This window comes from Myxococcus sp. CA005 (genome assembly GCF_006518205.1).
Taxonomy (GTDB): domain Bacteria; phylum Myxococcota; class Myxococcia; order Myxococcales; family Myxococcaceae; genus Myxococcus; species Myxococcus xanthus.
In genome coordinates this window covers 20,397-41,990 of the sequence record NZ_SRLV01000050.1, presented here as the reverse complement: position 1 = coordinate 41,990, position 21,594 = coordinate 20,397, and the positions used below count along the sequence as shown (strand labels likewise).

Annotated in this window: 20 protein-coding genes; 10 read left to right on the top strand and 10 right to left on the bottom strand. The window is 69.8% G+C overall.

Annotated elements, in window-relative coordinates; translation table 11 throughout:
* Window positions 1-4: 4 nt before the first annotated feature.
* Window positions 5-526 (top strand): GNAT family N-acetyltransferase, encoded by a 522-nt coding sequence (locus FMQ63_RS22050; protein WP_011551634.1) that lies wholly within the window; start codon window positions 5-7, stop codon window positions 524-526.
* On the opposite strand, the gene FMQ63_RS22045 is transcribed toward FMQ63_RS22050, so the two are convergent.
* The 4 genes from FMQ63_RS22045 to add all read right to left on the bottom strand — a co-directional run bounded on the left by FMQ63_RS22045 (window position 523) and on the right by add (window position 4,703).
* Window positions 523-1,065 carry a hypothetical protein gene (locus FMQ63_RS22045; protein WP_011551633.1) on the bottom strand — a complete coding sequence of 181 codons (543 nt, stop codon included), beginning with the start codon at window positions 1,063-1,065 and terminating at the stop codon, window positions 523-525. The genes FMQ63_RS22050 and FMQ63_RS22045 overlap by 4 nt on opposite strands.
* 31 nt (window positions 1,066-1,096) lie before the next feature.
* Window positions 1,097-2,521, bottom strand: coding sequence for an RtcB family protein (locus FMQ63_RS22040; RefSeq protein WP_011551632.1), 1,425 nt, complete (start codon window positions 2,519-2,521; stop codon window positions 1,097-1,099).
* A gap of 161 nt (window positions 2,522-2,682) precedes the next feature.
* The gene (locus tag FMQ63_RS22035; protein WP_011551631.1) at window positions 2,683-3,462 is read right to left on the bottom strand and encodes an SDR family oxidoreductase; all 780 of its coding nucleotides are present in this window, start codon (window positions 3,460-3,462) and stop codon (window positions 2,683-2,685) included.
* Window positions 3,463-3,542: 80 nt separating this feature from the next.
* Entirely contained in the window at window positions 3,543-4,703 is a 1,161-nt protein-coding gene (gene add, locus FMQ63_RS22030; RefSeq protein ID WP_020477737.1) for an adenosine deaminase, read from the bottom strand.
* Window positions 4,704-4,738: 35 nt separating this feature from the next.
* On the opposite strand from add, the gene FMQ63_RS22025 reads away from it, so the two are divergent.
* Window positions 4,739-5,830, top strand: a complete 1,092-nt coding sequence (locus FMQ63_RS22025) for a PQQ-binding-like beta-propeller repeat protein (RefSeq protein WP_011551629.1) — start codon at window positions 4,739-4,741, stop codon at window positions 5,828-5,830.
* 31 nt (window positions 5,831-5,861) lie between these two features.
* Here FMQ63_RS22025 and FMQ63_RS22020 read toward each other — a convergent pair whose 3' ends face one another.
* Window positions 5,862-6,326: a hypothetical protein gene (locus FMQ63_RS22020; protein ID WP_011551628.1), complete on the bottom strand. Its 465-nt coding sequence runs from the start codon at window positions 6,324-6,326 to the stop codon at window positions 5,862-5,864.
* A 105-nt stretch (window positions 6,327-6,431) separates the two neighbouring features.
* Complete coding sequence (locus FMQ63_RS22015) at window positions 6,432-8,783, bottom strand: ATP-dependent helicase (RefSeq protein WP_011551627.1); 2,352 nt, start codon at window positions 8,781-8,783, stop codon at window positions 6,432-6,434.
* Window positions 8,784-8,900: 117 nt separating this feature from the next.
* Here FMQ63_RS22015 and FMQ63_RS22010 point away from each other — a divergent pair, with 117 nt between their 5' ends.
* From FMQ63_RS22010 to FMQ63_RS21995, 4 genes are read left to right on the top strand one after another with little or no spacing between them, the layout of a single operon-like run.
* Window positions 8,901-9,386 (top strand): PaaI family thioesterase, encoded by a 486-nt coding sequence (locus tag FMQ63_RS22010; RefSeq protein WP_011551626.1) that lies wholly within the window; start codon window positions 8,901-8,903, stop codon window positions 9,384-9,386.
* Between the two features lie 3 nt (window positions 9,387-9,389).
* Window positions 9,390-10,157: an RNA polymerase sigma factor gene (locus tag FMQ63_RS22005; protein WP_011551625.1), complete on the top strand. Its 768-nt coding sequence runs from the start codon at window positions 9,390-9,392 to the stop codon at window positions 10,155-10,157.
* On the top strand, window positions 10,150-10,704 hold the full coding sequence (locus tag FMQ63_RS22000; RefSeq protein ID WP_011551624.1) for a zf-HC2 domain-containing protein: 555 nt from the start codon (window positions 10,150-10,152) through the stop codon (window positions 10,702-10,704). The genes FMQ63_RS22005 and FMQ63_RS22000 overlap by 8 nt, the downstream gene beginning before the upstream one ends.
* Before the next feature lie 11 nt (window positions 10,705-10,715).
* Entirely contained in the window at window positions 10,716-11,888 is a 1,173-nt protein-coding gene (locus tag FMQ63_RS21995) for a hypothetical protein (RefSeq protein ID WP_011551623.1), read from the top strand.
* 50 nt (window positions 11,889-11,938) lie between these two features.
* Here the strand turns inward: FMQ63_RS21995 and FMQ63_RS21990 are convergent, their stop codons facing one another.
* Window positions 11,939-13,126 carry a hypothetical protein gene (locus FMQ63_RS21990; protein ID WP_011551622.1) on the bottom strand — a complete coding sequence of 396 codons (1,188 nt, stop codon included), beginning with the start codon at window positions 13,124-13,126 and terminating at the stop codon, window positions 11,939-11,941.
* A 48-nt stretch (window positions 13,127-13,174) separates the two neighbouring features.
* The gene (locus FMQ63_RS21985) at window positions 13,175-13,843 is read right to left on the bottom strand and encodes an RNA polymerase sigma factor (protein WP_011551621.1); all 669 of its coding nucleotides are present in this window, start codon (window positions 13,841-13,843) and stop codon (window positions 13,175-13,177) included.
* A gap of 432 nt (window positions 13,844-14,275) precedes the next feature.
* Here FMQ63_RS21985 and FMQ63_RS21980 point away from each other — a divergent pair, with 432 nt between their 5' ends.
* From FMQ63_RS21980 to FMQ63_RS21965, 4 genes are all read left to right on the top strand, one after another.
* Window positions 14,276-14,983 carry a metallophosphoesterase gene (locus tag FMQ63_RS21980; protein WP_011551620.1) on the top strand — a complete coding sequence of 236 codons (708 nt, stop codon included), beginning with the start codon at window positions 14,276-14,278 and terminating at the stop codon, window positions 14,981-14,983.
* 289 nt (window positions 14,984-15,272) lie between these two features.
* Window positions 15,273-17,042, top strand: a complete 1,770-nt coding sequence (locus FMQ63_RS21975) for a VWA domain-containing protein (RefSeq protein WP_011551619.1) — start codon at window positions 15,273-15,275, stop codon at window positions 17,040-17,042.
* 30 nt (window positions 17,043-17,072) lie between these two features.
* Window positions 17,073-18,062, top strand: a complete 990-nt coding sequence (locus tag FMQ63_RS21970; RefSeq protein ID WP_011551618.1) for a hypothetical protein — start codon at window positions 17,073-17,075, stop codon at window positions 18,060-18,062.
* 10 nt (window positions 18,063-18,072) lie between these two features.
* Window positions 18,073-18,444 (top strand): hypothetical protein, encoded by a 372-nt coding sequence (locus tag FMQ63_RS21965; RefSeq protein WP_225909790.1) that lies wholly within the window; start codon window positions 18,073-18,075, stop codon window positions 18,442-18,444.
* A 4-nt stretch (window positions 18,445-18,448) separates the two neighbouring features.
* On the opposite strand, the gene FMQ63_RS21960 is transcribed toward FMQ63_RS21965, so the two are convergent.
* On the bottom strand, window positions 18,449-18,973 hold the full coding sequence (locus tag FMQ63_RS21960) for a DUF2267 domain-containing protein (RefSeq protein ID WP_044277733.1): 525 nt from the start codon (window positions 18,971-18,973) through the stop codon (window positions 18,449-18,451).
* Between the two features lie 89 nt (window positions 18,974-19,062).
* On the bottom strand, window positions 19,063-21,408 hold the full coding sequence (locus FMQ63_RS21955; protein WP_011551615.1) for a GMC oxidoreductase: 2,346 nt from the start codon (window positions 21,406-21,408) through the stop codon (window positions 19,063-19,065).
* Window positions 21,409-21,594 lie beyond the last annotated feature (186 nt).

Sequence of the window (21,594 nt, the reverse complement as noted above, 5' to 3'; positions counted from 1 at the left end):
GGCCATGGGCGCGGAAGGACTCCTGCTGAGGCCCGCGAAGGAGTCCGACCGCCGCACCCTGTGGCGCATCCACACCCGGGCCGTGGAAGCCCTGTGCCTTCGCGCGTACGCGCCGCACGAGGTGAGCACCTGGGTGCGGCTCTTGAAACCGGAGGGCTACCTGCGGCCGGAGCGTCCGCGCACGGTGCTGGTGGCGGAACGCGGCCGGCGCGCGGTGGGCTTCGGCCAGGTGGACGCGGCGCTAGGTGAGCTGGAAGCGCTCTACGTGGTGCCAGACGAGGCGGGCCATGGCGTGGGCCCCGCATTGCTGTCGGCCCTGGAGTCCGCCGTCTGGCGGGGCAGCGCGCCGCTGATGGGGCTGGATGCCAGCCTGAACGCCGAACACTTCTATCAGCGGCACGGCTATGCCTCCGTCCACGCCTCCCGGCGCCCACTCACGGTCGACGTCCAGTTGGCGTGCGTGCGGATGCAGAAGCAGCGGCCGGCCACGGCCATGGGGCGGTGGCCGGCCTGGCGCCGCGGCTAGGTGAAGGCCGCCTTCACCTCGGGCTTGTTCAGCACCACCAGGGCCCAGATGCCCACGGGGATGCCCAGACAGGCGCAGGGGCCGCAGCAGGGGATGACGGAGATGATGGCAGCGGTCATCGCCAGCCCGTAGTTCTGCAGGTTCTTCATCTTCAGCGCGCCGAAGAAGACGAGGCCATTGAGCACCTGCGTGGGCAGCGCGAACATCAGCTTGCCGCCCGTGGTCGTCATGCCCGCGAGCAGTTGCCGGGCCCCCTCGGGCAGGTCGGGGTTGTTGAGCGCCTCCTCGACGGCGGGGTCCGCGCCGCCAAAGGCCTGGAGCACGTTGATGAGCCCCAGCAGCACGGTGATGGCGGAAAGGACCATCAGCAGGATGGCCGGCAGCGACACGGCCTCCTTCGCGCCCGCTCCGCCGGGAGAGTTCATCGTTCCGTAGGTGTTCTCCATGGTCCCCAGTTCCCCTCGATGCCGCGTGAGATGCCGTGCGGGCAATGGGCCCGCCGCGCGGCCATTCCACTCGCAGACAGGGGAGCACGCCAAGTGAAATGACGTGCCCCCCTTCCCTCCCCGCTCAGGCCTTGAAGGTGAGCAGGGGGGAGAGCCGGGCGACCTCCCGGACGATGCCGGCCTCCACCTGGGCATCCACCACCGGACGGATGGGCTTGTATGCTGCGGGCGCCTCCTCGACGCGACGCTCCGCGCGAAGGGTGATGCAGTCCACGCCGGTCAGCCCCAGGGCGGCCTCGCTCTGGTCCGCGCCGCCCCGCGACAGGGAGAAGCGGGAGCGCGCGCGGCCCGCGCCGTGCGACGCGGACTCCAGCGCCCGCGCATCCCCACACCCCACCATGAGGAAGGACGTGGCCCCCATGGAGCCGGGGATGATGACGGGTTGCTCCGCCCCCGCCGGGCATGCGCCCTTGCGCGCCAGCCAGCCGCCCTCGTAGGGCAGCGTCAGGTTGTGGGGCACGTCGTAGACGAGCGGCGCCTCCACGTCCCCGAAGAGCTCCCTGAGCGTCTGGCGCAGCAGTTCCGCCAGCAGCAGGCGGTTGAGGAAGGCGTAGTTGGCCGCCGTCGCCTCCGCCTCCAGGTATTCGGTGACGAGCCGCGCATCCCCCAGGGGGAGGATGCCGCTGGCCGGAAGCGGCGTTCCCGCGGGCCACGCCTGGCGCGCACGGTCCTGCCAGGCCACGCCCACGTGCTTGCCCACGTCCCGGCTGCCAGAGTGAATCATGAACGCGAGCTGTCCCTCGCGCACGCCCCAGTCCCACGCCCGCGCCCGGTCCTCCACAGCCTCCACGCGCTGCACCTCCACGAAGTGGTTGCCGCCGCCAATGGTGGCCAGGCCCGCGTCGCGCACCAGCCCTTCGCGCGTGAAGGACTCGGGCGCCCAGCGCGGATGGCCCTTCAGCCCGCCGCCCAGGTGGATGCGCGACACCTCCGCGTCGAGCTGGGCCAGGTCGGCCCGTCCCGCGCACCCCAGCGGCTGCTCCAGCGTCTCCAGGAGCCAGCCCTGCACGCCGTCGCGCAGCAGCGCCTCGGAGGCCCGTGAGGCCATGGTGACGTCACGCGTACCGAAGAAGTAGTGGCCCTTCATCCGCTCGACGAAGGCCGACCGCTTCGCCAGAAAGTCCTCCACGGAGATGTCCGCGACGTGCAGCCGCATGCCGCAGTTGATGTCGGTGCCAATGGCGCCGGGCACCACCAGCCCGCGCGTGTGGAGCACCGAGCCAATGGCCACCCCGGAGTCTCCCGGGTGGAAGTCGGGCGTGGCACGTACCCGCAGCACCTCGCCACCACCGGGGTGCCTCAGGGCCGCGAGCTGGGCGAGTTGTTGGAAGGCCTTGCCCTCCACGGGCAGGTCCGGCGGGAGAAGGACTTCGGCGGGCGGCGCGTGAGCGTCACCCAGGAGGCGGACGGAATAGAGGCGGCCGTCATAGGCGACCTCGAGCCCCTCGCGGGCGAGCGCCCGGAGAAGCCGGTTCAGTTTCGGCTGCATGACCCAACTCAGGAATGCCCCGGGGCCCGAAGACGGGCACACCCAGGGGGACGTGACGGAGAGATGAGGGACCAGGGGTCAGCAGCCGCGGTCGCCAGACGGCGCGAAGCCGTCTTCATCATCCACACACGGGCACCCGGCCCGTTCCTGACGAAGGGAAATCAGACGGCCGCGGACAGGCCGCCATCCACATTGATGGCCGCGCCGCTGATGTAGCCACCACGGGGCGACAGCAGGAAGGCCACGGTATCGGCGAACTCCTCCGCCTTCCCCACCCGGCCCAGCGGAATCCCGGCGTGACGCGCCATCTCCTGCAGGAAGGACTCCATGGGCTTACCCACCTCCTTGGCACGGCGCGCCCACTGGCCACTTTCGATGATGCCCACCAGCACCGCGTTCACCCGGATGGCGTGCGGGCCCAACTCCTTGGACAGCGCCTTCGTCAAGGCGAGCCCCGCCGCGCGAGACACCGACGACGGCGTGGAGTTTGCGCCGGGCGTCTTCGCCGCGATGGCCAGCACGTTGACGATGGCGCCGCTCCCCGACTCCTTCAGGAAGGGCAGCGCCTGCCGCGAGGCACGAATCGCCGCGAAGACCTTGAGCTGGAGGTCGGCCTCCCACTCCGCGTCACTCACCGAGGCGAAGGGCCGGCCCGCCGCGGTGCCCGCGTTGTTCACCAGCCCGTCGATGCGCCCGAAGCGCGCGTGGGCGGCATCCACGAAGTGCTCCACCTCCCACGCACGCGACACGTCGGCCTGGACGGTGAGCACGTCCCCACCCTCGGCGCGCAGGGCCGCGGCGGTGGCTTCCAGCCGCTCCGCCCCACGGGCACAGAGCGCCACCTTCGCGCCCTCCCGGACGAGCCGCCGGGCCACCGCGGCGCCCAGCCCCTCCGAGCCACCCGTCACCAGTACCACCTTGCCACCCAGTTCCAGGTCCACGCGCCACCTCCTCGCGGCCAGCGCCGGCCCCGCGAGGCGACTGCACCTTGCACGGGGCCGGGACGCCGGACGTCACGTCATCAAGCGGGCTGCTTCACCAGGTGCCGCTTCTGGTCGAAGGCCGCCAGCGTCTGGGCGATCTCCTCGTTCACCGCCCGCAGCATGTCCTGCTTCTCCCGGAACGGGAGGAAGGCGCTCTTGAAGCCGGAGACGAGGATGGTGGTCAGGTCCTCCAGCGACAGGCCCAGCGCGGAGTGCGCCGTCCACAGCTCCTTGGTTACCGTGGTGTCGGTGATGAGGCGGTTGTCCGTGTTGATGGTCACCCGCAGGCCGTAGTCGAAGTAGAACTTCAGCGGGTGCGCCGCCAGGCTCGTCACGGCGCCCGTCTGCACGTTGGAGGTGGGGCACACCTCCAGCGGGATGCGGTGGTCGTTGACGTAGTTGAGCAGGTCCCCGTCCTCGCGCAGCCGCGTGCCGTGGCCGATGCGGTGCGCGCCCAGGTTGTGGATGGCCTGGGAGATGGACTCGGGGCCGTAGGCCTCGCCCGCGTGCGCGGTGCAGTTGACGTTGTTCTTGAGGATGAGCTGGAAGGCGTCCCGGTGGTCCTTCGCCGGGAAGCTCGCCTCCGCGCCGGCCAGGTCGAAGCCGATGACGCCGCGGTTCTTGTAGGCCACCGCCAGCTCCGCCAGCCGCATGGACGTCTGCGGGTTGATGTGGCGGATGCCGCAGACGATGACGCCGCACTTGATGCCCGTCTCCCGCTTCGCGGCGCGCAGGCCCTCCAGCACGGAGTCGATGACCGTAGTCATCTTCAGGCCCTTCTGCAGGTGCAGCGCGGGCGAATAGCGAACCTCCAGCCAGCGCACGTTCTCCGCGGCGGCGTCCACGGCCAGCTCGTAGGCGGCGCGGTAGAGGGACTCGGCCGTCTGGAGCACGGAGAGCGTCACGTCGAAGGCGACGAGGTACTCCTCCAGGCTCTCGCACACCTCGCCCATGTGGATGGCCTTGGCCAGCCCATCCTCGGTGTCGGCGAGCAGCTTGATTTTCTGCTGCTCGGCCAGCTCCAGGATGGTCTTCAGGCGCATGGACCCGTCCAGGTGGCAGTGGAGGTCCGTCTTGGGCAGTGCGCGCAACAGCTCTTCCGTCACCGCCAGGGTGGGCGGCGGCACGAAGTCCGTCCGACGGGCGGACGAAGGAATGCCGGTGGCGCTGGGAATCTCGTCATCACGAATGGTAGGCATGGTCCAAGTTCCTTCCTTGCGTCATCCTCCAAACCATGTCGTCTCGCGCCTGTCCATGCACGCCCTTGCTGCCCGCCCTGGCGCTGACATTGGTGGCCGCCATGGGGTGCCGGGAGCCCGCGACGAGCGACTTCCGCCATTCCACGGACGCCTCGTCTCGAGCAGGGCTGGTGGCCCTGCCGGACGGCGTCCTCACCGCCAATGAGGCAGGCACCGTCGTCCGCCTGGAGCGGAGCGGCCGAGTCGTCTGGCGGGTCTCCCTGGACAGGGAGGTGGCCACACGCCCGGCCCTTCTGGGAGACAGTGTCATCGCCGGGACGGTGGGCGGAGACCTGGTCCGGCTGAACCTCGCGGATGGCGCGGTGCAATGGCGCCTCACCGGAGAGCCCCCTGTCCTTACCGCACCCGTGGCGGATGCGGAGGGGAAATTCGTCTTCCTGGTCGCGCCGGATGGGTCCGTCCGCTCCCTCTACACGGACACGGGGAAGACGGACTGGGAGCGCCCCCCACCCGGAAAGCCCGAGCCGACGGCTGCGCCCCGTGGATTTCCCATGCCGGTCCTCCAGGACGGCCTGCTCGTGGTGGCGCTGGGTGACGCGGGGCTGATGGCCCTGGCCACCCAGGATGGGGCGAAGCGCTGGCAGCGGGACCTCCGGGACGTGCTGGGGATGACGTTGTGGCGGGACACGCTCTACGTGAGCACCCGCCAGGGTCACGTCCTGGCGCTGCGGCTCGGGGACGGCACGTCCCTGTGGGAGCAGGCCCCCGCGGAGGCCCTGAGCAGTCCCCCCTCGCTGGCGCTGGGAACGGTGTGGGTCGGCACGGCTGGAGAGGTCTCCGCGCTCGTCGGCCTGTCCCCTTCGAACGGAAAGGAGGTGGCGCGCATCACGCTGCCCGACCCGCTCATCTCGGAGGTGACGCCGGTGAGAGAGGACCTGCTGCTGGTGCCCACCAGCGGGCGTCAGGGACGGCTCATCGCGTTGAACACGACGACCTGGGCGCAGGCCTTCTCGGTCCGCGCGGATACGCCGCTGCGCACCCGCCCCGTGGTACTCGGCGACCAGGTCATCGTCCTGGGACTGGATGGCCGCGTGCTGTCGTGGCGGCTGCGCAAGACCGACCCTTGAGCCTCCAATCAGGACGACGCCGCCGCGGGCTTCACCACATTCGCAGTGTCGACAGTGAGCGCTCCACGCGGGCGGACAGCGTGCCGTAGTCACGCTCGGGCGCGGAGAAGGTAACCAGGACGAAGCCGTCCTTCCTGGGCACGAAGTACACCAGCGTGCGCGCGCCGCCCGTCTGTGAGAATTCGTAGCGCGCCACGGGCCCCGCCGGGAGCGTACCCTCCGTGTCCTGAAGCAACTTTCCGGGCGCCTTCAACCCCGCCGCCGCCAGCACGGCCTCCGGGCCTGCATCCAGGGCGGGCGCCGCGCCGCGCACCGAGCGCAGCTCCAATCCCCCGTCAAAGCGGGCCAGCGCCGGGGGCCCGGCCTCCACGGAGCGCAGGTCCATGCCCGAGGGCGGCTCGTACCGCACACCGAGGTCCTGCGAGGAGAAGCTTCGCGAACAGCCGAAGCCACACCACACCAGCAGGAGGCACCAGGTCAGCGAGGCGAGTCTCACACGCCGGACTCTGCCACCAGCGCATTCGCCCTGTCAGGCGCGCGGGCTTTCTTTTGTCGCTCCCACAAGTCTCCAAACCGGCTTGTCCACTCGGGTGCCCGCTTCTCAGCCCGGTATCAGGAAACGGGCGATGATGCGTTTGAGGCCCACGCCTCCACCGAACTCCACCGTCACCTTCGCGTTGGGGCCGTTGCCGTCCGCGGACACCACGCGGCCCACGCCGAACTGCTCGTGGCGCACGCGCATGCCGCGCACGTCCCCGCCCACGCCGTCCATGTCCGACGACGCCTGCGAGTACGAGCGGTCGATGCGCGGCCCGTCATCCTCGTCCCAGGTCCGCCTGCGCTGCGTGGAGGGCACCATGGGCCGAGGCGCTTCGGGGACTTCCTGCTCGCTGATGCCGAACAGCGCCGGCGGCACATCCCGCAGGAAGCGGCTGGGCGCGTTGTAGCGCAGCTCACCGAACAGCGAGCGACACTGGGCCAGACTCACGAAGAGCCGCTTTCGCGCGCGCGTGAAACCCACGTAGCAGAGGCGCCGCTCCTCGGCCATCTCCTCCGAGGGCTCCCCATCCGCCGAGGCGACCTCGTTCAGGAACGTGGACTCGGACTTCACCGCGCGCGAGTGCGGGAAGACGTTCTCCTCCATGCCGGTGAGGAAGACGGCGTCGAACTCCAGGCCCTTGGCCGCGTGCAGCGTCATCAGCGCCACCCGGCCGTCGCCCACCTCCGCGTCCGCCTCGCCCACCAGCGAAATCTGCTCCAGGAAGGCCTGCAGCGCCGGCACGTCCGCCGTCAGCGGGGCCGCGTCCACTTCGGGAGGAACGTCGCTGGGGGGATTCGCCGCGGCCGCCACCGCCGCGGCCGCCCGGTTCAGGTCGAACTCCTGCGCCGCGCCCAGGAACTCGCGGAGGTTCTCCGCGCGCGTCTGAGACTCGTCGCTGCCCTCGGCCTGAAGCGTCTCCACCAGCTTCGTCTCGCGAAGCATCTGGTCCACCGCGCCCGCGGCTTCCTCGTTCGTCTGGGCGAAGGCCGTCAGGGACTCCAGCAGGTTGCGGAAGCCCTTGAGCCGCTTCACCGCGGCACCATTGAGCGCGGGAATCTGCTCCGGCTGGGACAAGACCTCGTAGAGGCTCACGCCGCGCGCGTTGGCGAAGTCCGTCACCCGCTCCACCGTGGTGTCGCCAATGCCACGCGCCGGGATGTTGATGATGCGCAGCAGGTCCGCGTCCGAGCGCGGGTTCACCATCAGCCGCAGATACGCGGAGGCATCCCGCACTTCCGCCCGGTCATAGAAGCTGCGTCCGCTCACCAGGGTGTACGGGACGCGCGCCAGACGCAGCGCCTCTTCCAACACGCGGCTCTGCGCATTGGCCCGGTAGAACACCGCCATGCTGGAGAGCTTGATGAAGCCCTCCCGCTGCAGCGCCAGAATCTGCCGCGCCACCTCCTGCCCCTCGGCCCGCTCATCGCGGTTGAGCATCAGGTTGAGCGTCTGGCCCCGCTGGCGCTCGGACCAGAGCTTCTTCTCCATGCGCCGCGTGTTCTTCCGGATGACCTCATGCGCCGCGTCCAGGATGTTCTGGTCGGAGCGGTAGTTCTGCTCCAGCTTGACCACCTTCGCGCCGGGGTACTGCCGCGGAAAGCCGAGGATGTTGTCCACGTCCGCGCCACGCCACCGGTAGATGGACTGGTCGTCGTCGCCCACCACCACCAGGTTGGCGGAAGGGGGCGGCGCCAGTTGCTTCAGCAGCGCGTACTGCACCGGGTTGGTGTCCTGGAACTCATCCACCAGCACGTGGTGGAAGCGGCGCCGATAGTTCTCCAGCACGTCCGGCCGGGTGCGGAACAGCGTCACCAGCAGGAGCAGCAGGTCTCCGAAGTCCACCGCGTTGGCCGCGCGCAGCCGCTCCTGGTAGGCCGCGTACACCTTGCGCACCAGTTGGCCCCGCTCGTCGCCGGGCGCGACCTGCATGTGCTCCGGGAGCCGGGCCGCGTTCTTCTCCTGGTCGATGCGGTGGAGGATTTCGCGCGGCTGCATGGACTCGATGCCCGCCTCGCGCATGGCGCGCTTCACCACGTTGAGCTGGTCCGAGTCGTCGTAGATGACGAAGGAGCGGGTGAGCCCCACGTGCTCCGCCTCTCGGCGGAGAATCTGCGCCGCCGCCGAGTGGAAGGTGCTCACCACCAGCTCGTTCGCCTGGGCCCCCAGCAACTGCACCAGGCGCTCGCGCATCTCCCGCGCCGCCTTGTTGGTGAAGGTGACGGCCAGGATGCGCCACGGGTAGACGTTGTGGACCTTCACCAGATACGCCACGCGCCGGGTGATGACGCGCGTCTTGCCGCTGCCCGCCCCTGACAGGACGAGCAGGGGGCCGTCACCATGCAACACGGCCTCGCGCTGCGGCGCATTGAGGTCTTCGAGGAGGGCGGATTCGTGTGGGTTCGCGGGAGACATTCGGGAGGGAACCCATGCTTCTAACGTCTTTCCCCCACCAATGGGCGCCCTTCCGCAGTCCCGCCCGGCCGCTCGGCCCCCAAGGCATGCGGTGCGCTTATATAATGGTGCGACTCCATGTCCGACTCCACGTCCGGCGCCCCTCCGAGGCCATCCCAGGCTGACCTGGACCGTTACGCCGAGCAGTTCTCCCAGAGCCTCACCCTGCGCCTCTTCGGCGCGCAACTCAGCTTTCCGGAGGGCCGGAAGGTGGTCGTCACCATCCCCGAACTTCGGCCCGAACACCGGGGCGGCGCCGGCAGCGCCAGCGCCGTCAACGGAGGCATCCTCGCCGCCCTCTTCGACTACGCCGTGGGCTGCACCGGCGCCCTAGTGGACCCGGGCCGGCGCTGCGCCACCGTGCAGTTGTCCATGAGCTTCGAGCGCGCCGTCACCGGCGACAGTCTGCGCGTGGAGTCCGAAATCGACAGCCAGACGGTGTCCCTCCTCTTCGCCACCGCCTGGGTGTACGACGGTGAAGGCCGTGTGTGCGGCCGCTGCCAGGGCGTGGTGAAGCTCTCCAACCTCCGCTGGGCGTCGGGAGACAGTCCCGCAGTCAACTGACCCTTGCCCACCCCGCCCCACATCCTCCCTGCCCCCATCGATATGTCCGCGCCGGACACACGTTCTGGGGACACCGGGGAGCAGGCGTGCTCCCCGGACGCCTCTGAGCGACGGGAAGACGGCATGAGTGCAGCCGTGCAGGGCCTGCGGATGACGACGCTGCGATTGTCAAAGGAAGCCGACGAGCCAGCCGAGGCGACGGCGCCCGGGGAGGATGAAGCCCTCCTCGCGCGGCGCGCCCTGACGGGTGAGAGGGCGGCCTGGGACGCGCTGGTCGCACGCCATCACCGGCGGGTCGTGGTATCGCTGCTCGCACGTGGCGTCCGGGTGGACCGGGCGCAAGAGCTGGCCCAGGAGACCTGGGCGCGGCTCATCCAGCAACAGCAGCGCGGGCTGCTGACGGAGCTTCGCCTGCCCAACCTCGCCCTCACCCAGGCGGCCTTCCTGGCCGCGGACGACGCACGACGGGCCCGTCGCGAGTCCATTGCCGGGGCGGTGGATGAACTGCCGGAGCGTCACCACCCGGTGGACCCGTCCGTGTCCGCGGAGCGGCGCCTGCTGACCGAGGAGCAACTCTCCCGCGCACATGCTGCGCTGGCGCAGGTGTCTCCCAGCGCACGAAACGTCTTCCTCCTGGCCTGTGACGGCCAGGAGCTCCCTCATGCCGCAATCGCCTCACGCGTTGGCCTGTCGGTCCAGCGCGTGCGGCAAATCCTGTGCGAGGTCCGCAAGAAGCTGCGCACCGCGCTCGAGGAGGAAACCCATGCTTAAGCCCCACCTCACCCGCGACTCCGCGGAGCAGTACGTCCTGGGGGCGCTGGCACCGGAGAAGGCCGCGAGCCTCGAGGCGCACACGCTGGAATGTGAGCCGTGCGCCCGCCTGCTCCAGGAAGAAGCCCTGCTGTCGGAGCAACTCCACGAAGTCGCCAACACCTATGCGCCCGCCGTCCACGTCCTCCGCCCGGCCCGCTGGGAGACTCGACGTCTCACGGCCGGCCTGGCCGGTGCCGCACTGGCCGCGGCGGCGGCCTGGGCCTTCGTCGTGTTGCCCGGTGGCCGGCAACCGCCCGCCTCTCCCAGGACGCTGGCCCTTCACGTCGAGCCTCCCTCGGTGGAATTGGAGCTGGAGGTTGCCGAGCCGCAGTCCATCGTCGTGGCGTGCCCGGACCTGGCCACACAGGCGTCCTGTACCCAGGCGGCCGAGGAGCGTGGGCTGCTCGTCCAATATCCCTGGGGCACGGGTGAAGTCCCGCGCTATGAGGCCCGCACTGGCCTCCCCGAGGGTGCGCTGAGCGCGCGCCGCCCCGTGTCGCTGTGAGGATTCCCGTCATGGACTTCCGGAAGAAACTCGCCGCCCTGCTGCTCGCGCTGGCCTCCACCGGGGCCGGTGCGCAGCCGTCGGAAGGCGCCCAGAAGCTGCCAGTCGGCTGGTATGTGACGGAGAGCGCCCCCAAGCGCTACGAGGCCGGCGTGGACAGCAGCGCCACGTGCGAAGGCAACCGCAGCGCCTACCTCCGCTCGCTGTCGCCGGATGAGAATGGCTACGGCACCTTCATGCAGGCCTTCGGCGCGCATGACTTCCGGGGCAAGCGGCTGCGCTTCTCCGGCGCGCTCCGCATCAAGGACGTGGAGGGCTGGGCAGGCCTGTGGATGCGCGTGGAAGGGCCCGACCCGAAGCAGCCCCTGGCCTTCGACAACATGCAGTCACGCGCCCTGGTGGGCACCGCGGGCTGCAAGCGCTACGACGTGGTGCTGGACGTCCCGAAGGAAGCCACCACCATCATGGCTGGCCTCATCATGAGCGGTACGGGACAGGCCTGGCTGGACGGCGTGCGCTTCGAGGTCGTCGACACGTCCGTGCCGGTGACGGACCTGCTGGCCTCGCGGCCGGTGGTGGCCGCCGCCGGTCCGTCAGGACTGGAGGACGAACCCGCGCCGGTGGCGAAGAACGACCAACTGCCACTGGGCCGCGTGGGTGACGTCTGGTTCAACCACGGCCGCATCGCCGCGGACAAGCCGTACACCCGGCGCAAGGACGGCGTCTGGGTAAGCATCCTCGGCGAGGAGGTCTACGAGCACGGCATCGCGGTGACGGGCACGCTGGGACAGCGCGCGCTCGAGCTGAAGCTGAAGGCTGGTGGACGGCGCACCCTCATCGAGGGGACGTGGGGTGGGGAGCCCGTCAACATCCAGCTCACGCCAGAGAAGCTCACCATGCGCTGGGGCCGCACCATGCGTGAGATGGCGCGACACCTGGACCCGCAGGTGGGCACCACGTGCAACCGCTACCAGCGCACCGAAGGCCCCCGGGTGCTGGACCAATTGGATGTCTGCGGCGCGGCGCTCGGCACCCGCCCACCCAACGCGCAGCTCATCATCGCCCTCCTGGTGAATGGCTTCAGCCCCACGTTGCCTGCGGGGAGCATTCCCATTCCGCGGCCCCCCGTGCGCAGCCGTCAAGCGCTCGACACGGAGCGGACCGCGCTCCCCCCGTCGCCCTGAGCGCGGAGGGCCCGTGACCACGGGCCCCGGCGTGAAACGGGGACCTCCCGTCAGAAGGCGAAGTCGCGCTCCAGGGTTTCGCTCCCCGCCTGCACGGACAGGTGGGCAGAGCGCGCGCCGGTGGACGACGCGGACGTCAAATCAAAGGCGATGCCCTCCGGCCCATGGGCCGGCTTGAGCGAGGGACGGCCGGGGCTCAGGAACACCGCCGCCGTCACCGTCCGGCCAGACAGGGGCTGCACCAGCAGGCGCACGCGCTGACGCTCGCGCACCAGCACCACGCGAAAGTCGCGGCGCTCATCCAGCACCTCGCGCTGCTCCGGCAGGCGGGCGGCGTGAGCGCGGTGGGAGACAGGCGCGCGCGAGGTGCGCGCGGAGCGGGCCACCGTCCCGTCCTCCTCCATGTCCAGCGCTTCCTCGATGGCCGCCTCGCCCTCGTCCAGCGCCAGCACGGCCTGGGCACACTCGCCACAGCGCGCGGTGTGCGCATCCAGCCGGGTCCGCTCGTCCTCGGACAGCAGCCCCATGTCGAGGCGCCAGAGGTCGTCCGCGGTGAGGTGCCGGCGGGGGGGCATGTCCACGGGCGCGGCGTCCGCCATGTCCGCGCGGCACGCGTCGCAGTCCTGAAGATGGGCCGTCAGCGTCTGGGGATTGGCCGTCCAGGTGGCGACCAGGTCATCGCAGCCGGCGCGCGCGGAGAACCACCAGGCGGCGTCCTGCTCGGCGGGCTCGATGAGGTCGCGCTCCTGCCGGCGCTGCGGATTGAGTGGGATGAACCAACGCGCTCGGGGACGGAGTGCTGAGTCCAGACTCTGGAGCGCGGCGAGAAAGCGGTCTCGAAGCTGCGCGGACTCGCCGTCGAGGGCACCGTGAAAGCCCTCCCAGACGGCCAGGGCGTGTGCGGCGGAGGCGGCCCGGTCGCGAGCGGAAAGTCCCTCCAGCGCGGAGACCCGCCACATGTCCGCCTCTTCACCGCCGTCGAGCGCCACCTCGACAGCTTCTTCCGCCGCCCTCAGCAGCACCGGCTGCAGCGACTGGGGCTTCTGCGCTTTCAACCAGGCTTCCACCTGAGATCGACCCAGGCCCCGCAGGGCGGCGTCCACACCTTCGGTCTCCAACCGGGAGCGGCGGCGCAGCAGGTCACCCGCCGCCTCGAGCACTTCACCGGGAGAAGCCGTGCCCGACAGGAGCTGCGAGCGGCGGGCGGAATAGCGGGACAGCGTATCTCCAACAATCATGGGTTCATTCCTCCTGGGTACCCCGGGTGTGGCGGGGAAGGAGGCGGCTCACGCTTCCTCCCCATGCGACTCGCGATGAAGGTCCAGCAGGTAGAGCTTGAGGTAGGCCTGGGCCCGGCTGACGCGCTTGTAGCTGTTCACCACGGTGATGCTCAGGCGCCGGGCACATTCTTCGTGATCCTCGACGTCTTCGTGGTGGTACAGGTCCCAAGCCGAAGCTTCCTTCGGGTGCTCCTGCTGGAGGCGGGCAAATGCCGCCCAATACAGCTCCTGGGCTTCGGCGCGCTCTTCACGCCGCTTCCCGAACTCGACGGCGCGAGCCACCTCGGAGGGTGGCTCTTCCATGGCGTCATCGGGGTCCGACGGAGGCGCCGCGAGTTCCTCGCGGTGCTTCCGGTAGAAGTCGATGGCCACGTGCTTGACGATGCGCAGGAAGAACGTCTTGGGAGACGCGCTCCGGCCGGGCATCTGCTCCGACACGCCGCGGAACTGGTCCAGACCCCGGTCGATGAACTTCCCGACCGCGTCCTGGAAGAGCTCGTCCGCGTCCGCTGGGGAACCACGGCCGTAGCTCGCCTGAATCTTGCTGATGACGTACCGCGAGGGTCGGGCCCACCGCTGCACCAACGCCCCGAGCGGGCCGCCAACAGGCTCGCCAGTGGCGCGGCGGCGGACCACCTCCGCGAACAATTCGTCATCCGTGAGCTGCTCGTACACCGGAAGGACCTGGGGGCTGCGCCGGGGAAGTCGCCCCGGGATGTTGGGTTACGGGGATGTGGCGCGGCAAGGTACCACGTTGGCATCCGCAGGCAGCCTCCGAGACAAGCAGGGGGCGCCAACCCGGCGGAATCACCGGACAATTGGCACCCGCGAAGTCGGACGAAAGCCGCGCGGCGTTCCTGACGGGATTTATAGAGCAGGCGGCGGAAGCTGGGCCCCGGAAAATCACCTGTCAGGAACAGCGGGGGCCCGCGTCTTCGCCCCCATCGCTTTCGAGCGCCCGGCCGAAGCGGCCCTACAAGCCGTGGTTCGACTCCACACATATGCCCCATGGGCGTATGCCGACGGGTGGTCCGTCACTGATCCTGGAATCAGCCAACTGGCTTCTTCACTCGGGCGCTCATTTTTCGCTTCTTGAGGATTCGCGTCATGTCCCGCCGCACCATCGTCATCGGAGACCTTCACGGCTGCTACGACGAAGCCGTGGAGCTGCTCGGCAAGGTGGGCGCGACCTCCAGCGACCGGATCATCTTCGCGGGTGACCTGGTGGACCGGGGCCCGAAGCGCCGCGAGTGCGTGGAGTTGGCCATGCGGCACGAGGCCATCCTCGGCAACCACGAGGAGAAGCACCTCCAGCAGCGCCACCGGGCGGACGAGCGGTTGCATCCCGACCACCTCGAGACTCGCCGGGTGCTCCAACCCGGGCACTACGACTGGATGGCCCGGCTGCCACGCTACCTGCGGCTGCCGGAGCACAACGCCATCGTGGTGCACGCCGGCATGCTGCCGGACATCCCTGTCGAGAAACAGGACCCGTACCACCTGCTCCATGCCCAGTGCATCCGGCCTCCGGCGTCCAAGAGCTACTGGCCGTCCAAGGCACCTCATGGCTGGACCTTCTGGACGCACCACTGGAAGGGCCCGGAGCGGGTCATCTTCGGTCACACCGTCTTCGACGCGCCGCTCGTCACCGAGCACGCGGTGGGTATCGACACCGGGTGCGTCTATGGACGGTCGCTGACGGCGGTGGTGCTCCCCACCTGGGAGCTCGTCTCGGTGCCGGCCCGGAGTACGTACCGGGGCGGCAAGGACGTGGCCCGGATTCCGGTCCACGGCGACGTGTCCGTCTTCTCGTAATCAATTTCGCGCCCGGCCGACGGGGTCCAACACGCCATACAGCTGTCGCGGGTTCGAATCCCGCCGGAGCCGTTCGTGGCTCCGTAGCTCAGCGGTAGAGCACTGGGACCGTTAATCCAAGAACGGCCTCGTCACTCGGGCGCACCCTTTCCTCTCCATCCTCACTTCGCACGGGCCGCCTTCGCTGAAGCGAAAGGCACTCGTGCGTCCACGCGCGGTGCACTCCGCTCGCTTCGTCGCGAGTGGTCCGCCCCGCGCCTGACCCGCGGCACGTCCCTAGGGGGACACCATGACGACCCAGACGCAGAACCCGAACGCGCTGCTGCCCGAGTCGCAGCGCGGTCCCGCCGAGCGCCTGCTGGACCTGGTGCTCGGAGGCTCCGCCCACCTGTGGCACAACCGGCCTGGCCTGGATGTGAATGGCACCTGGTACGCGGCGGCGCACGCCACGCCGTTCCAGCGTGACAAGGGGCGTCCGGTGAAGCCGGGCCTCTTCGTGCCCGCCGCGGTGAAGCTCTACCGGCAGCTCCTGGACATCTACCGGCTCAACGCGGAGCTGATGGCGCACTTCGCGTCATACGCGCTGACCCAGACGGACTGGCGCGACCTCAAGGTCGCGACGTGCGCGCTCATGCTGGTGCAGGAGCACGCGGGCCAGCCCGTGCGCGACGAACAGGGCGGCGTGGCCTTCCACGACGACGACTGGCGAGCCATTGGCGAGGCGATGGTGCTCCACTACGAGCGCAAGTCGACGCGCATGCTCACGCCCAAGGCGGTGCTGCGCGTGGCGGAGCTGCTGGAGCATCCGGAGATCGCTCGACTCAACCGCGAGGCGGGCTTTGGTGACCCGGCGTCCCGAAAGGCGCCGCTGGGCCGCTGGAAGCGCGTGGCGTCGAAGTGGCTGGCGGCGCGTGAGGCCAACATGCCCATGCTCCAGGGCCTGGTGAAGGCGGGCTACAAGGAGACGCTGAAGAAGCTGGCGCGCAAGGCAGGCTACAAGCCGCGCGCGCAGGGCTTCTTCGAGGTGCTCGGCTGGAAGCAGAAGCAGTCCGCGCAGGGCCACCGCGAGGTGGGCCTGAATGGGCTGACGCTGGTCAAGCGCGAGCGCTTCGACGGCCTGTCTGAGGCGGAAATCTGCGAGTGGATCGACCTGGAGCGCCTCTCCTACAAGGAGGTCGTGGGCCGGCTGCCGAAGGACGTGGGTCTCACGCCGGCCATCATGGCGGCGCTGCTGCCCTCGCTGTCGGACCGTGACCTGCGGCTGATGACGCCCACGCTCGAGGAACTGGGCCTGCTGACGGACCCGGCCATCCGCGCGCGTTGGGAGAAGGCGGTGCACACGGCCACGGACCAGCGGGCGCTGAACATCGCGAAGAACGTCCGCAGCGCGGTGCTGCGGCGCAAGTTGGAGGAGGCCAGCGACAACGCGGCACGGCAGGCCGTGGCGGAGGCGACGGCGGAGACCGACGTGCGGGTGATGTTCCTCATCGACAAGTCGGGCTCCATGGAGGGGGCCATCGAGAGTTCGAAGGAGGCGCTGTCGCGCATCCTCGCGGGCTTCCCGATGGACAAGCTGCACATCGCCGCGTTCGACACCCTGGGAACGGTGCTGCGTCCCAAGGCCGCCAACCGCATCGCCGTCCAGCACATGCTGGCGGGGCTGCGGGCGTCGGGAGGAACGGCGCACGCGTCCGCGCTGTACGCGTTGCATCGTGACGGCGTTCGCGTGCCGGAGGACGCGAAGCTGGTGGTCATCGTGGTGGGAGACGAGGCCGGAGAGGCAGGCGACCAGTTCGCCCGGGCATTCCGTGACCTCCGCATCCCGGTGTCGGCGATGGCCCTGCTGGTGTCGGTGGCACATGCGCGGGGCTCGACGGTTCGAAGCTGCGCCGCGCAGTTGCGAGTGCCCTTCAGCGAGGTGAACGTGGACCAGTTCGAGGACCCGTACCAGGTCACCCGGGTGCTCAAGGCGCTGATGGATGCGCCCACGCTGCCTGGAACCGCCCAGTCCGGCTGGGTGGAGCGGGTGATGCGCACGCCGCTGCTGAAGGTGGCGTGACGCCAACGCAGTGAGGAAGGAGGAGGCGTCGTGGACTACCGGAAGTTCCTCGGGAAGGTGGAGTCGGTGGTGCTGCCGTATCTGGGCGGTGGCACCGTGGATTCAGCCTCGCGACGCCTCCGTGTCACCACCCCGGTCACCCCGGGGTGGTGGCGCTTCGATGTGAAGGGACGAGACGCCACGCCGCGTGAACCCTCCGAGCCCGAGTGCCTGGAGGCGCTGCCGCGCGTGCGGGGCCATGCCTGGGGACGCCGGCTGGTGCGAGATGGCGCCGTGGCGGAGCCCCTGGAACTGATGCCGGAGGAGGAGCCGCCGCGCTTGGCTCCGGTGAGCGCGCGCCGATGGTTTGACGGCGCCCTGCTCTTCGAAGGCGTGGATTTCGAAAGCGAAGCCGAGGGCGCGGCACGCCTCGCGCTGGAGCAGAACCAACCCCTCGCCCACATTCGGGGCGTGAGTGCCCCCCTGCGGGCCGCGTTTGGCTACGCCCTGCTGGAGCGTGTCTCGCGCGACGTGGGCATCCGCTTCGCACCCGCCGAGGTCCGAGGCCGGATACTCGCGGTGGCTGAGGGCGGCCGCGTTCCGGCGGAGGACTGCCTGCGGCGTCTGAACCATGAACGTGAGGCCCAGGCGGCACGGACGAGACAGGAGCGAGAGGACGCCGAGCGGCGGGCCCGGTCCGCGGAGTTGATTGAGGAAGCCCAGCGACGCATGGCCCGTCTGGCGACGCGGGGCGTCCGCGGGAATCCGAGGGAGGATGGCATGCAGCGCGCACAGCAGGCGCTGGTGAACGCGGGCGCTCGTCCGCTGGACCTGCGGCGGCTCGCGGGCCAGCGATTGGAGGTGACGTATGCCTTCATGGGGGAGCGCTTCGTCTCCATCGTCGCGGCGGACTCGCTCCAGGTCCTGGACGCGGGCATCTGCCTGGCCGGTGCGGACGGAGATGTCACGCTGGAGAGCCTGCCGTCCGTCATTCGCGAGGCCATTGAAACGGATGTCCTGGTGGTGACCCGGCATGCCTGAGGAGACGGCCATGTCCACACGAGAGGTCTGCCTGCTCATCGGCCACGGCGGCGAAGTGCTGTGGTGCGACGCGTCCGACAGCCCGAATCAACTGCCCGACTCACGCGCCCGCTGGGAAGCCATCTGGCGGCTGCGTGACGTCCTTGAAGAGGTGGCGCACAGTCACCCCGACGGTCCACTCGGCTTCTCCGCCGAGGATGAAAGCACCACGGCCGCGCTCACCTCCGCGCTCGGGAAGCCCCTGCGCTTCTCCGTCGTGGCGCCCGAGGGCATGGTGGCGCGGCTGCGAGGCCGAGACGTCCTGGTGGCGGCCGAGCCCTGGTGGGCGGAGGCGCTTCGCAGCGCCTCTGGCATCCGCCATACCCCCAGCGGCCTCGCTTGAGTCTTCAGACGGTGCGCGTCCAGAGGTCGCGGATGTCCGGCGGGAGCTGGCCCATGACGTCCTCGGACTCCCCTTCGGTTATCTGGTGGCGGACGGCATCCATCACCGCGCGAACCACCGGCTCCACCGCGTCTGGATGAAGGCTCAGGTCCTCGCCGACCCGACGCAGAAGGTGCTCGCGGTGGAACTTGGGAGGCAGCTCTTCCTCGTGCTTCTCACAGCGGTGCAGCAGCAGGGTCAGCTTGCGAGGAAGCTGGTCCTCCAGGTCGCTTGCCTCCTCACTGAGGATTCGCTGTTCCAAAGCGCAGAGGACGGACACCGCGGCCTTCTCGGCCACGGCGGGTGACATGCCGCCTCGCTCGCACAGGTGCTTGATGAAGGCCGCGTACGTCTGGCTCGTGCGTGACTCGTGCCGCAGCCGCCTGCGGACCTCGATGGGCGTATCCCGGCGGCTGGCCTGACGCTCGCTGCCCTGCGGAGCGCCCTTTCCCTGCTCACGGTCATTGGGCATGGGCTGTCCTTCCTTCATGAAATGGCGTGTGCGCCTCACGGTGCCCACGCCATCCAGAAGGAGCACGACGTAGCGGTACGAAAGCCGTGCCGCCGCCTCCCCGCCCGCTACGCGGCCTTGCTGCGCACGTACGTCTCGAAGAGTTCCCCGAAGAAGAAACGTCCGAAGCGGGCGAGCGCGGCCAGCCGCTGCACCGTACCCTGGGCATGGAGCACCCGTAGGGTGGAGAGCTGCACGGCGAAGTCCTTGGCGTTCAGCCGCAGGTAGCCCCTGAAGATGCAGCGCCCCGAAGCGTCCTCGCCGCGGAAGATGGACACCAGGAGCCGCGTGGTGTCCACCCACAAGTCCGGACCGTCGTCGTCATGGACGTCCTTGTAGCCGTCGACGAAGAAGCGCTCGCCGGACTCGGAGACCAGCGGGAGCTGGTAGCGCATCCGCCGTCCGCCAGGACGAGCGCCCTCGTGGGTCATCAGGTGCAGCACGCCCCGCTCCACCGTCATCGGACGGGAGGACAGCACGGGCGCCACCACGCAGCCCGACAGTTGCATGGGGTGCAGCGGATGCGCGAGCGTCTCCTCCAGGTCCCGTGAGTCCACTGTGACGATGAAGCGGAACGGCGACGTATCCCTGCGCGCGGGGTCCCCGGCTCGCAGGAAGTCCTCGTCGGCCCCCGCGGAGATGTAGCCGTACATGGTCTCGGTGAACTGCACGGCCAGGGGCTGCGTGGGCCGCGGCCCCGGGGCCTCCGGAACCGGCGAGTAGTCCACGCTCCAACCGTGCCGCCGGGCCATCAGCGCCACGGTGCGCTCCGCCACCGCGGAGATGGTGAGCAGCGGGTTGATGCCCAGCGGCCTGGGAATCACGGAGCCGTCGCTGACGTAGAGGCCCTCGTGGACCTCCGTGCCCTCGGGCCCCGCGAAGACGCGGCCCTCGTGGTCCACCACGCCCTCCTCCGCGCGCTCGCCCATGGCGCACCCGCCCAAGGGATGGGTGCACAGCAGTTCGTGGCCGGTGAGCTTGTTCCAGAGCGGATTGCGCACGAAGGTCCCGCCCAGCGCCTCCGTGGCGCGACGCAGGCGTTCATCCACCCGCGTGAAGACGGCCTGCCGCCCCGCGCCTGGCCAGTGAACGCGGACCCGGTCACCCGACAGGCGCAGTTCACCCGCGCCGTCATCATGGGACATCACGAGGAACGTCTGCGTGTTGCGCATGGCCCCGTGGTACGGGCCGCGCACGGCACTGTCCGCGATGCGCGCCAGTTCCCCAACCCGGTCGATGACGCCCCGGTCCGTGTCCTGCCCGGCGATGGCCGACGCCGCGGCGAGCAGCGCCGTCACGGGACGCGCGAGCGCGGCGGGAATCGCGCCGTTCTCGATGATCATGCCGTCTTCCTGCCGCAGCGTGGCCCGGTCATCGATGATACCGGTGATGGTGGGACCCACGGGCTCGCGCCCCGCGGAGGGCGCCTCGCCCAGACCCACGCCATAGACCGGGACGTCCGTGTTGTAACCGAACGCCATCACGTCCCCGTTGTTGCTGAAACGCTGGCCCAGACGCCCGGAGAGGGACAACCCCAGCGCCTTCGAGCGAAGCAGGAGCTCCGCGGTGCCCATGGTCCCCGCCGCGAGGATGACGCGGTCGGCGGTCAACCACAGGTCTGGCGCATCGAACCGCTCGCGGCCGGCGTTCATCGGCCGGTAGTACACGCGCCACCGGGCACCATCGCGCGCCAGGTAGCGCACGCCCACCTCGGTGAAGAGCTTCGCCCCATGGCGGTGCGCGTCCGGCAGGTAGTTCATCAGCACGGAGTTCTTCGCGCCGAAGTTGCAGCCCGTCATGCAGTCACCGCACAACGTGCAAGCGCCCTGACGCACCCCCGCGGCGTTGACGCCCTCCTCGAAGGTGACGGCCAGGGGAGGCCGGCGAAAGGTGCCGCCCAGCTTCTCCGCCGATTTCGCCAGCGCCGACAGCGTGGCCAGCGGCGGCGCGGATTCCGGATAGGGCAATGGCCGCAGCATGTGCTCGGCCCAAGCGAAGCCGTCCTCCAGCAAGCCGTCCACGTCGGCGCGGAACGCGTCCGGCCAACGCCCATCCAGGAACACGCGAGGGTCCGGCCGCATGGCCACGTTGGCATTGATGAGCGACGTCCCGCCCAGGCCGCAGCCCGTGACGACGGAGACATCCCCGCCCCGGTGGAGCTCGAACAAGGCCGTCGGACTGCCCACATCGGCGGCGGCTTCGGGGTCGAAGTGAACCTGGAACTCGGACATGAACTCGGCGTCCGTGCGCGGGTAGTCACCGGGCAGGAGCTCCCGGCCTCGCTCCAGGACACAGACCTGCTGGCCCGCGCGAGCCAATCGGCTGGCGGTGATGGCCCCTCCGTACCCCGAGCCCACCACCACCACGGCGTAATGCGACGCCAGCTCACTCCAAGGTGACGACAACCTCCGCATTGGCGCTCCCAATGACATCTCCCGCCCTGGCCCCAGCCCTGTTTCGCGGCCTGAGGTGCTACCGCCAGTACGGGCTGGCGGGAAGGGCGGCCAGGGAGACAGACGCCCGAGCCGCCGTTCCTTGAGGCCCCACGCGATGGAGCCACCTCCGGACATAGAGTCGGTTGGGACGGCGGTCAAAATCAG

What these genes read in the sequence shown, in the direction of transcription:
- FMQ63_RS22050 (WP_011551634.1), top strand. Translation starts at nt 5, where the DNA reads ATGGGCGCGGAAGGACTCCTGCTGAGGCCCGCGAAGGAGTCCGACCGC.
- FMQ63_RS22040 (WP_011551632.1), bottom strand. Translation starts at nt 2,521, where the DNA reads ATGCAGCCGAAACTGAACCGGCTTCTCCGGGCGCTCGCCCGCGAGGGG.
- add (WP_020477737.1), bottom strand. Translation starts at nt 4,703, where the DNA reads ATGCCTACCATTCGTGATGACGAGATTCCCAGCGCCACCGGCATTCCT.
- FMQ63_RS22025 (WP_011551629.1), top strand. Translation starts at nt 4,739, where the DNA reads ATGTCGTCTCGCGCCTGTCCATGCACGCCCTTGCTGCCCGCCCTGGCG.
- FMQ63_RS22015 (WP_011551627.1), bottom strand. Translation starts at nt 8,783, where the DNA reads ATGTCTCCCGCGAACCCACACGAATCCGCCCTCCTCGAAGACCTCAAT.
- FMQ63_RS22010 (WP_011551626.1), top strand. Translation starts at nt 8,901, where the DNA reads ATGTCCGACTCCACGTCCGGCGCCCCTCCGAGGCCATCCCAGGCTGAC.
- FMQ63_RS22000 (WP_011551624.1), top strand. Translation starts at nt 10,150, where the DNA reads ATGCTTAAGCCCCACCTCACCCGCGACTCCGCGGAGCAGTACGTCCTG.
- FMQ63_RS21995 (WP_011551623.1), top strand. Translation starts at nt 10,716, where the DNA reads ATGGACTTCCGGAAGAAACTCGCCGCCCTGCTGCTCGCGCTGGCCTCC.
- FMQ63_RS21990 (WP_011551622.1), bottom strand. Translation starts at nt 13,126, where the DNA reads ATGATTGTTGGAGATACGCTGTCCCGCTATTCCGCCCGCCGCTCGCAG.
- FMQ63_RS21980 (WP_011551620.1), top strand. Translation starts at nt 14,276, where the DNA reads ATGTCCCGCCGCACCATCGTCATCGGAGACCTTCACGGCTGCTACGAC.
- FMQ63_RS21975 (WP_011551619.1), top strand. Translation starts at nt 15,273, where the DNA reads ATGACGACCCAGACGCAGAACCCGAACGCGCTGCTGCCCGAGTCGCAG.
- FMQ63_RS21965 (WP_225909790.1), top strand. Translation starts at nt 18,073, where the DNA reads ATGTCCACACGAGAGGTCTGCCTGCTCATCGGCCACGGCGGCGAAGTG.
- FMQ63_RS21960 (WP_044277733.1), bottom strand. Translation starts at nt 18,973, where the DNA reads ATGAAGGAAGGACAGCCCATGCCCAATGACCGTGAGCAGGGAAAGGGC.
- FMQ63_RS21955 (WP_011551615.1), bottom strand. Translation starts at nt 21,408, where the DNA reads ATGCGGAGGTTGTCGTCACCTTGGAGTGAGCTGGCGTCGCATTACGCC.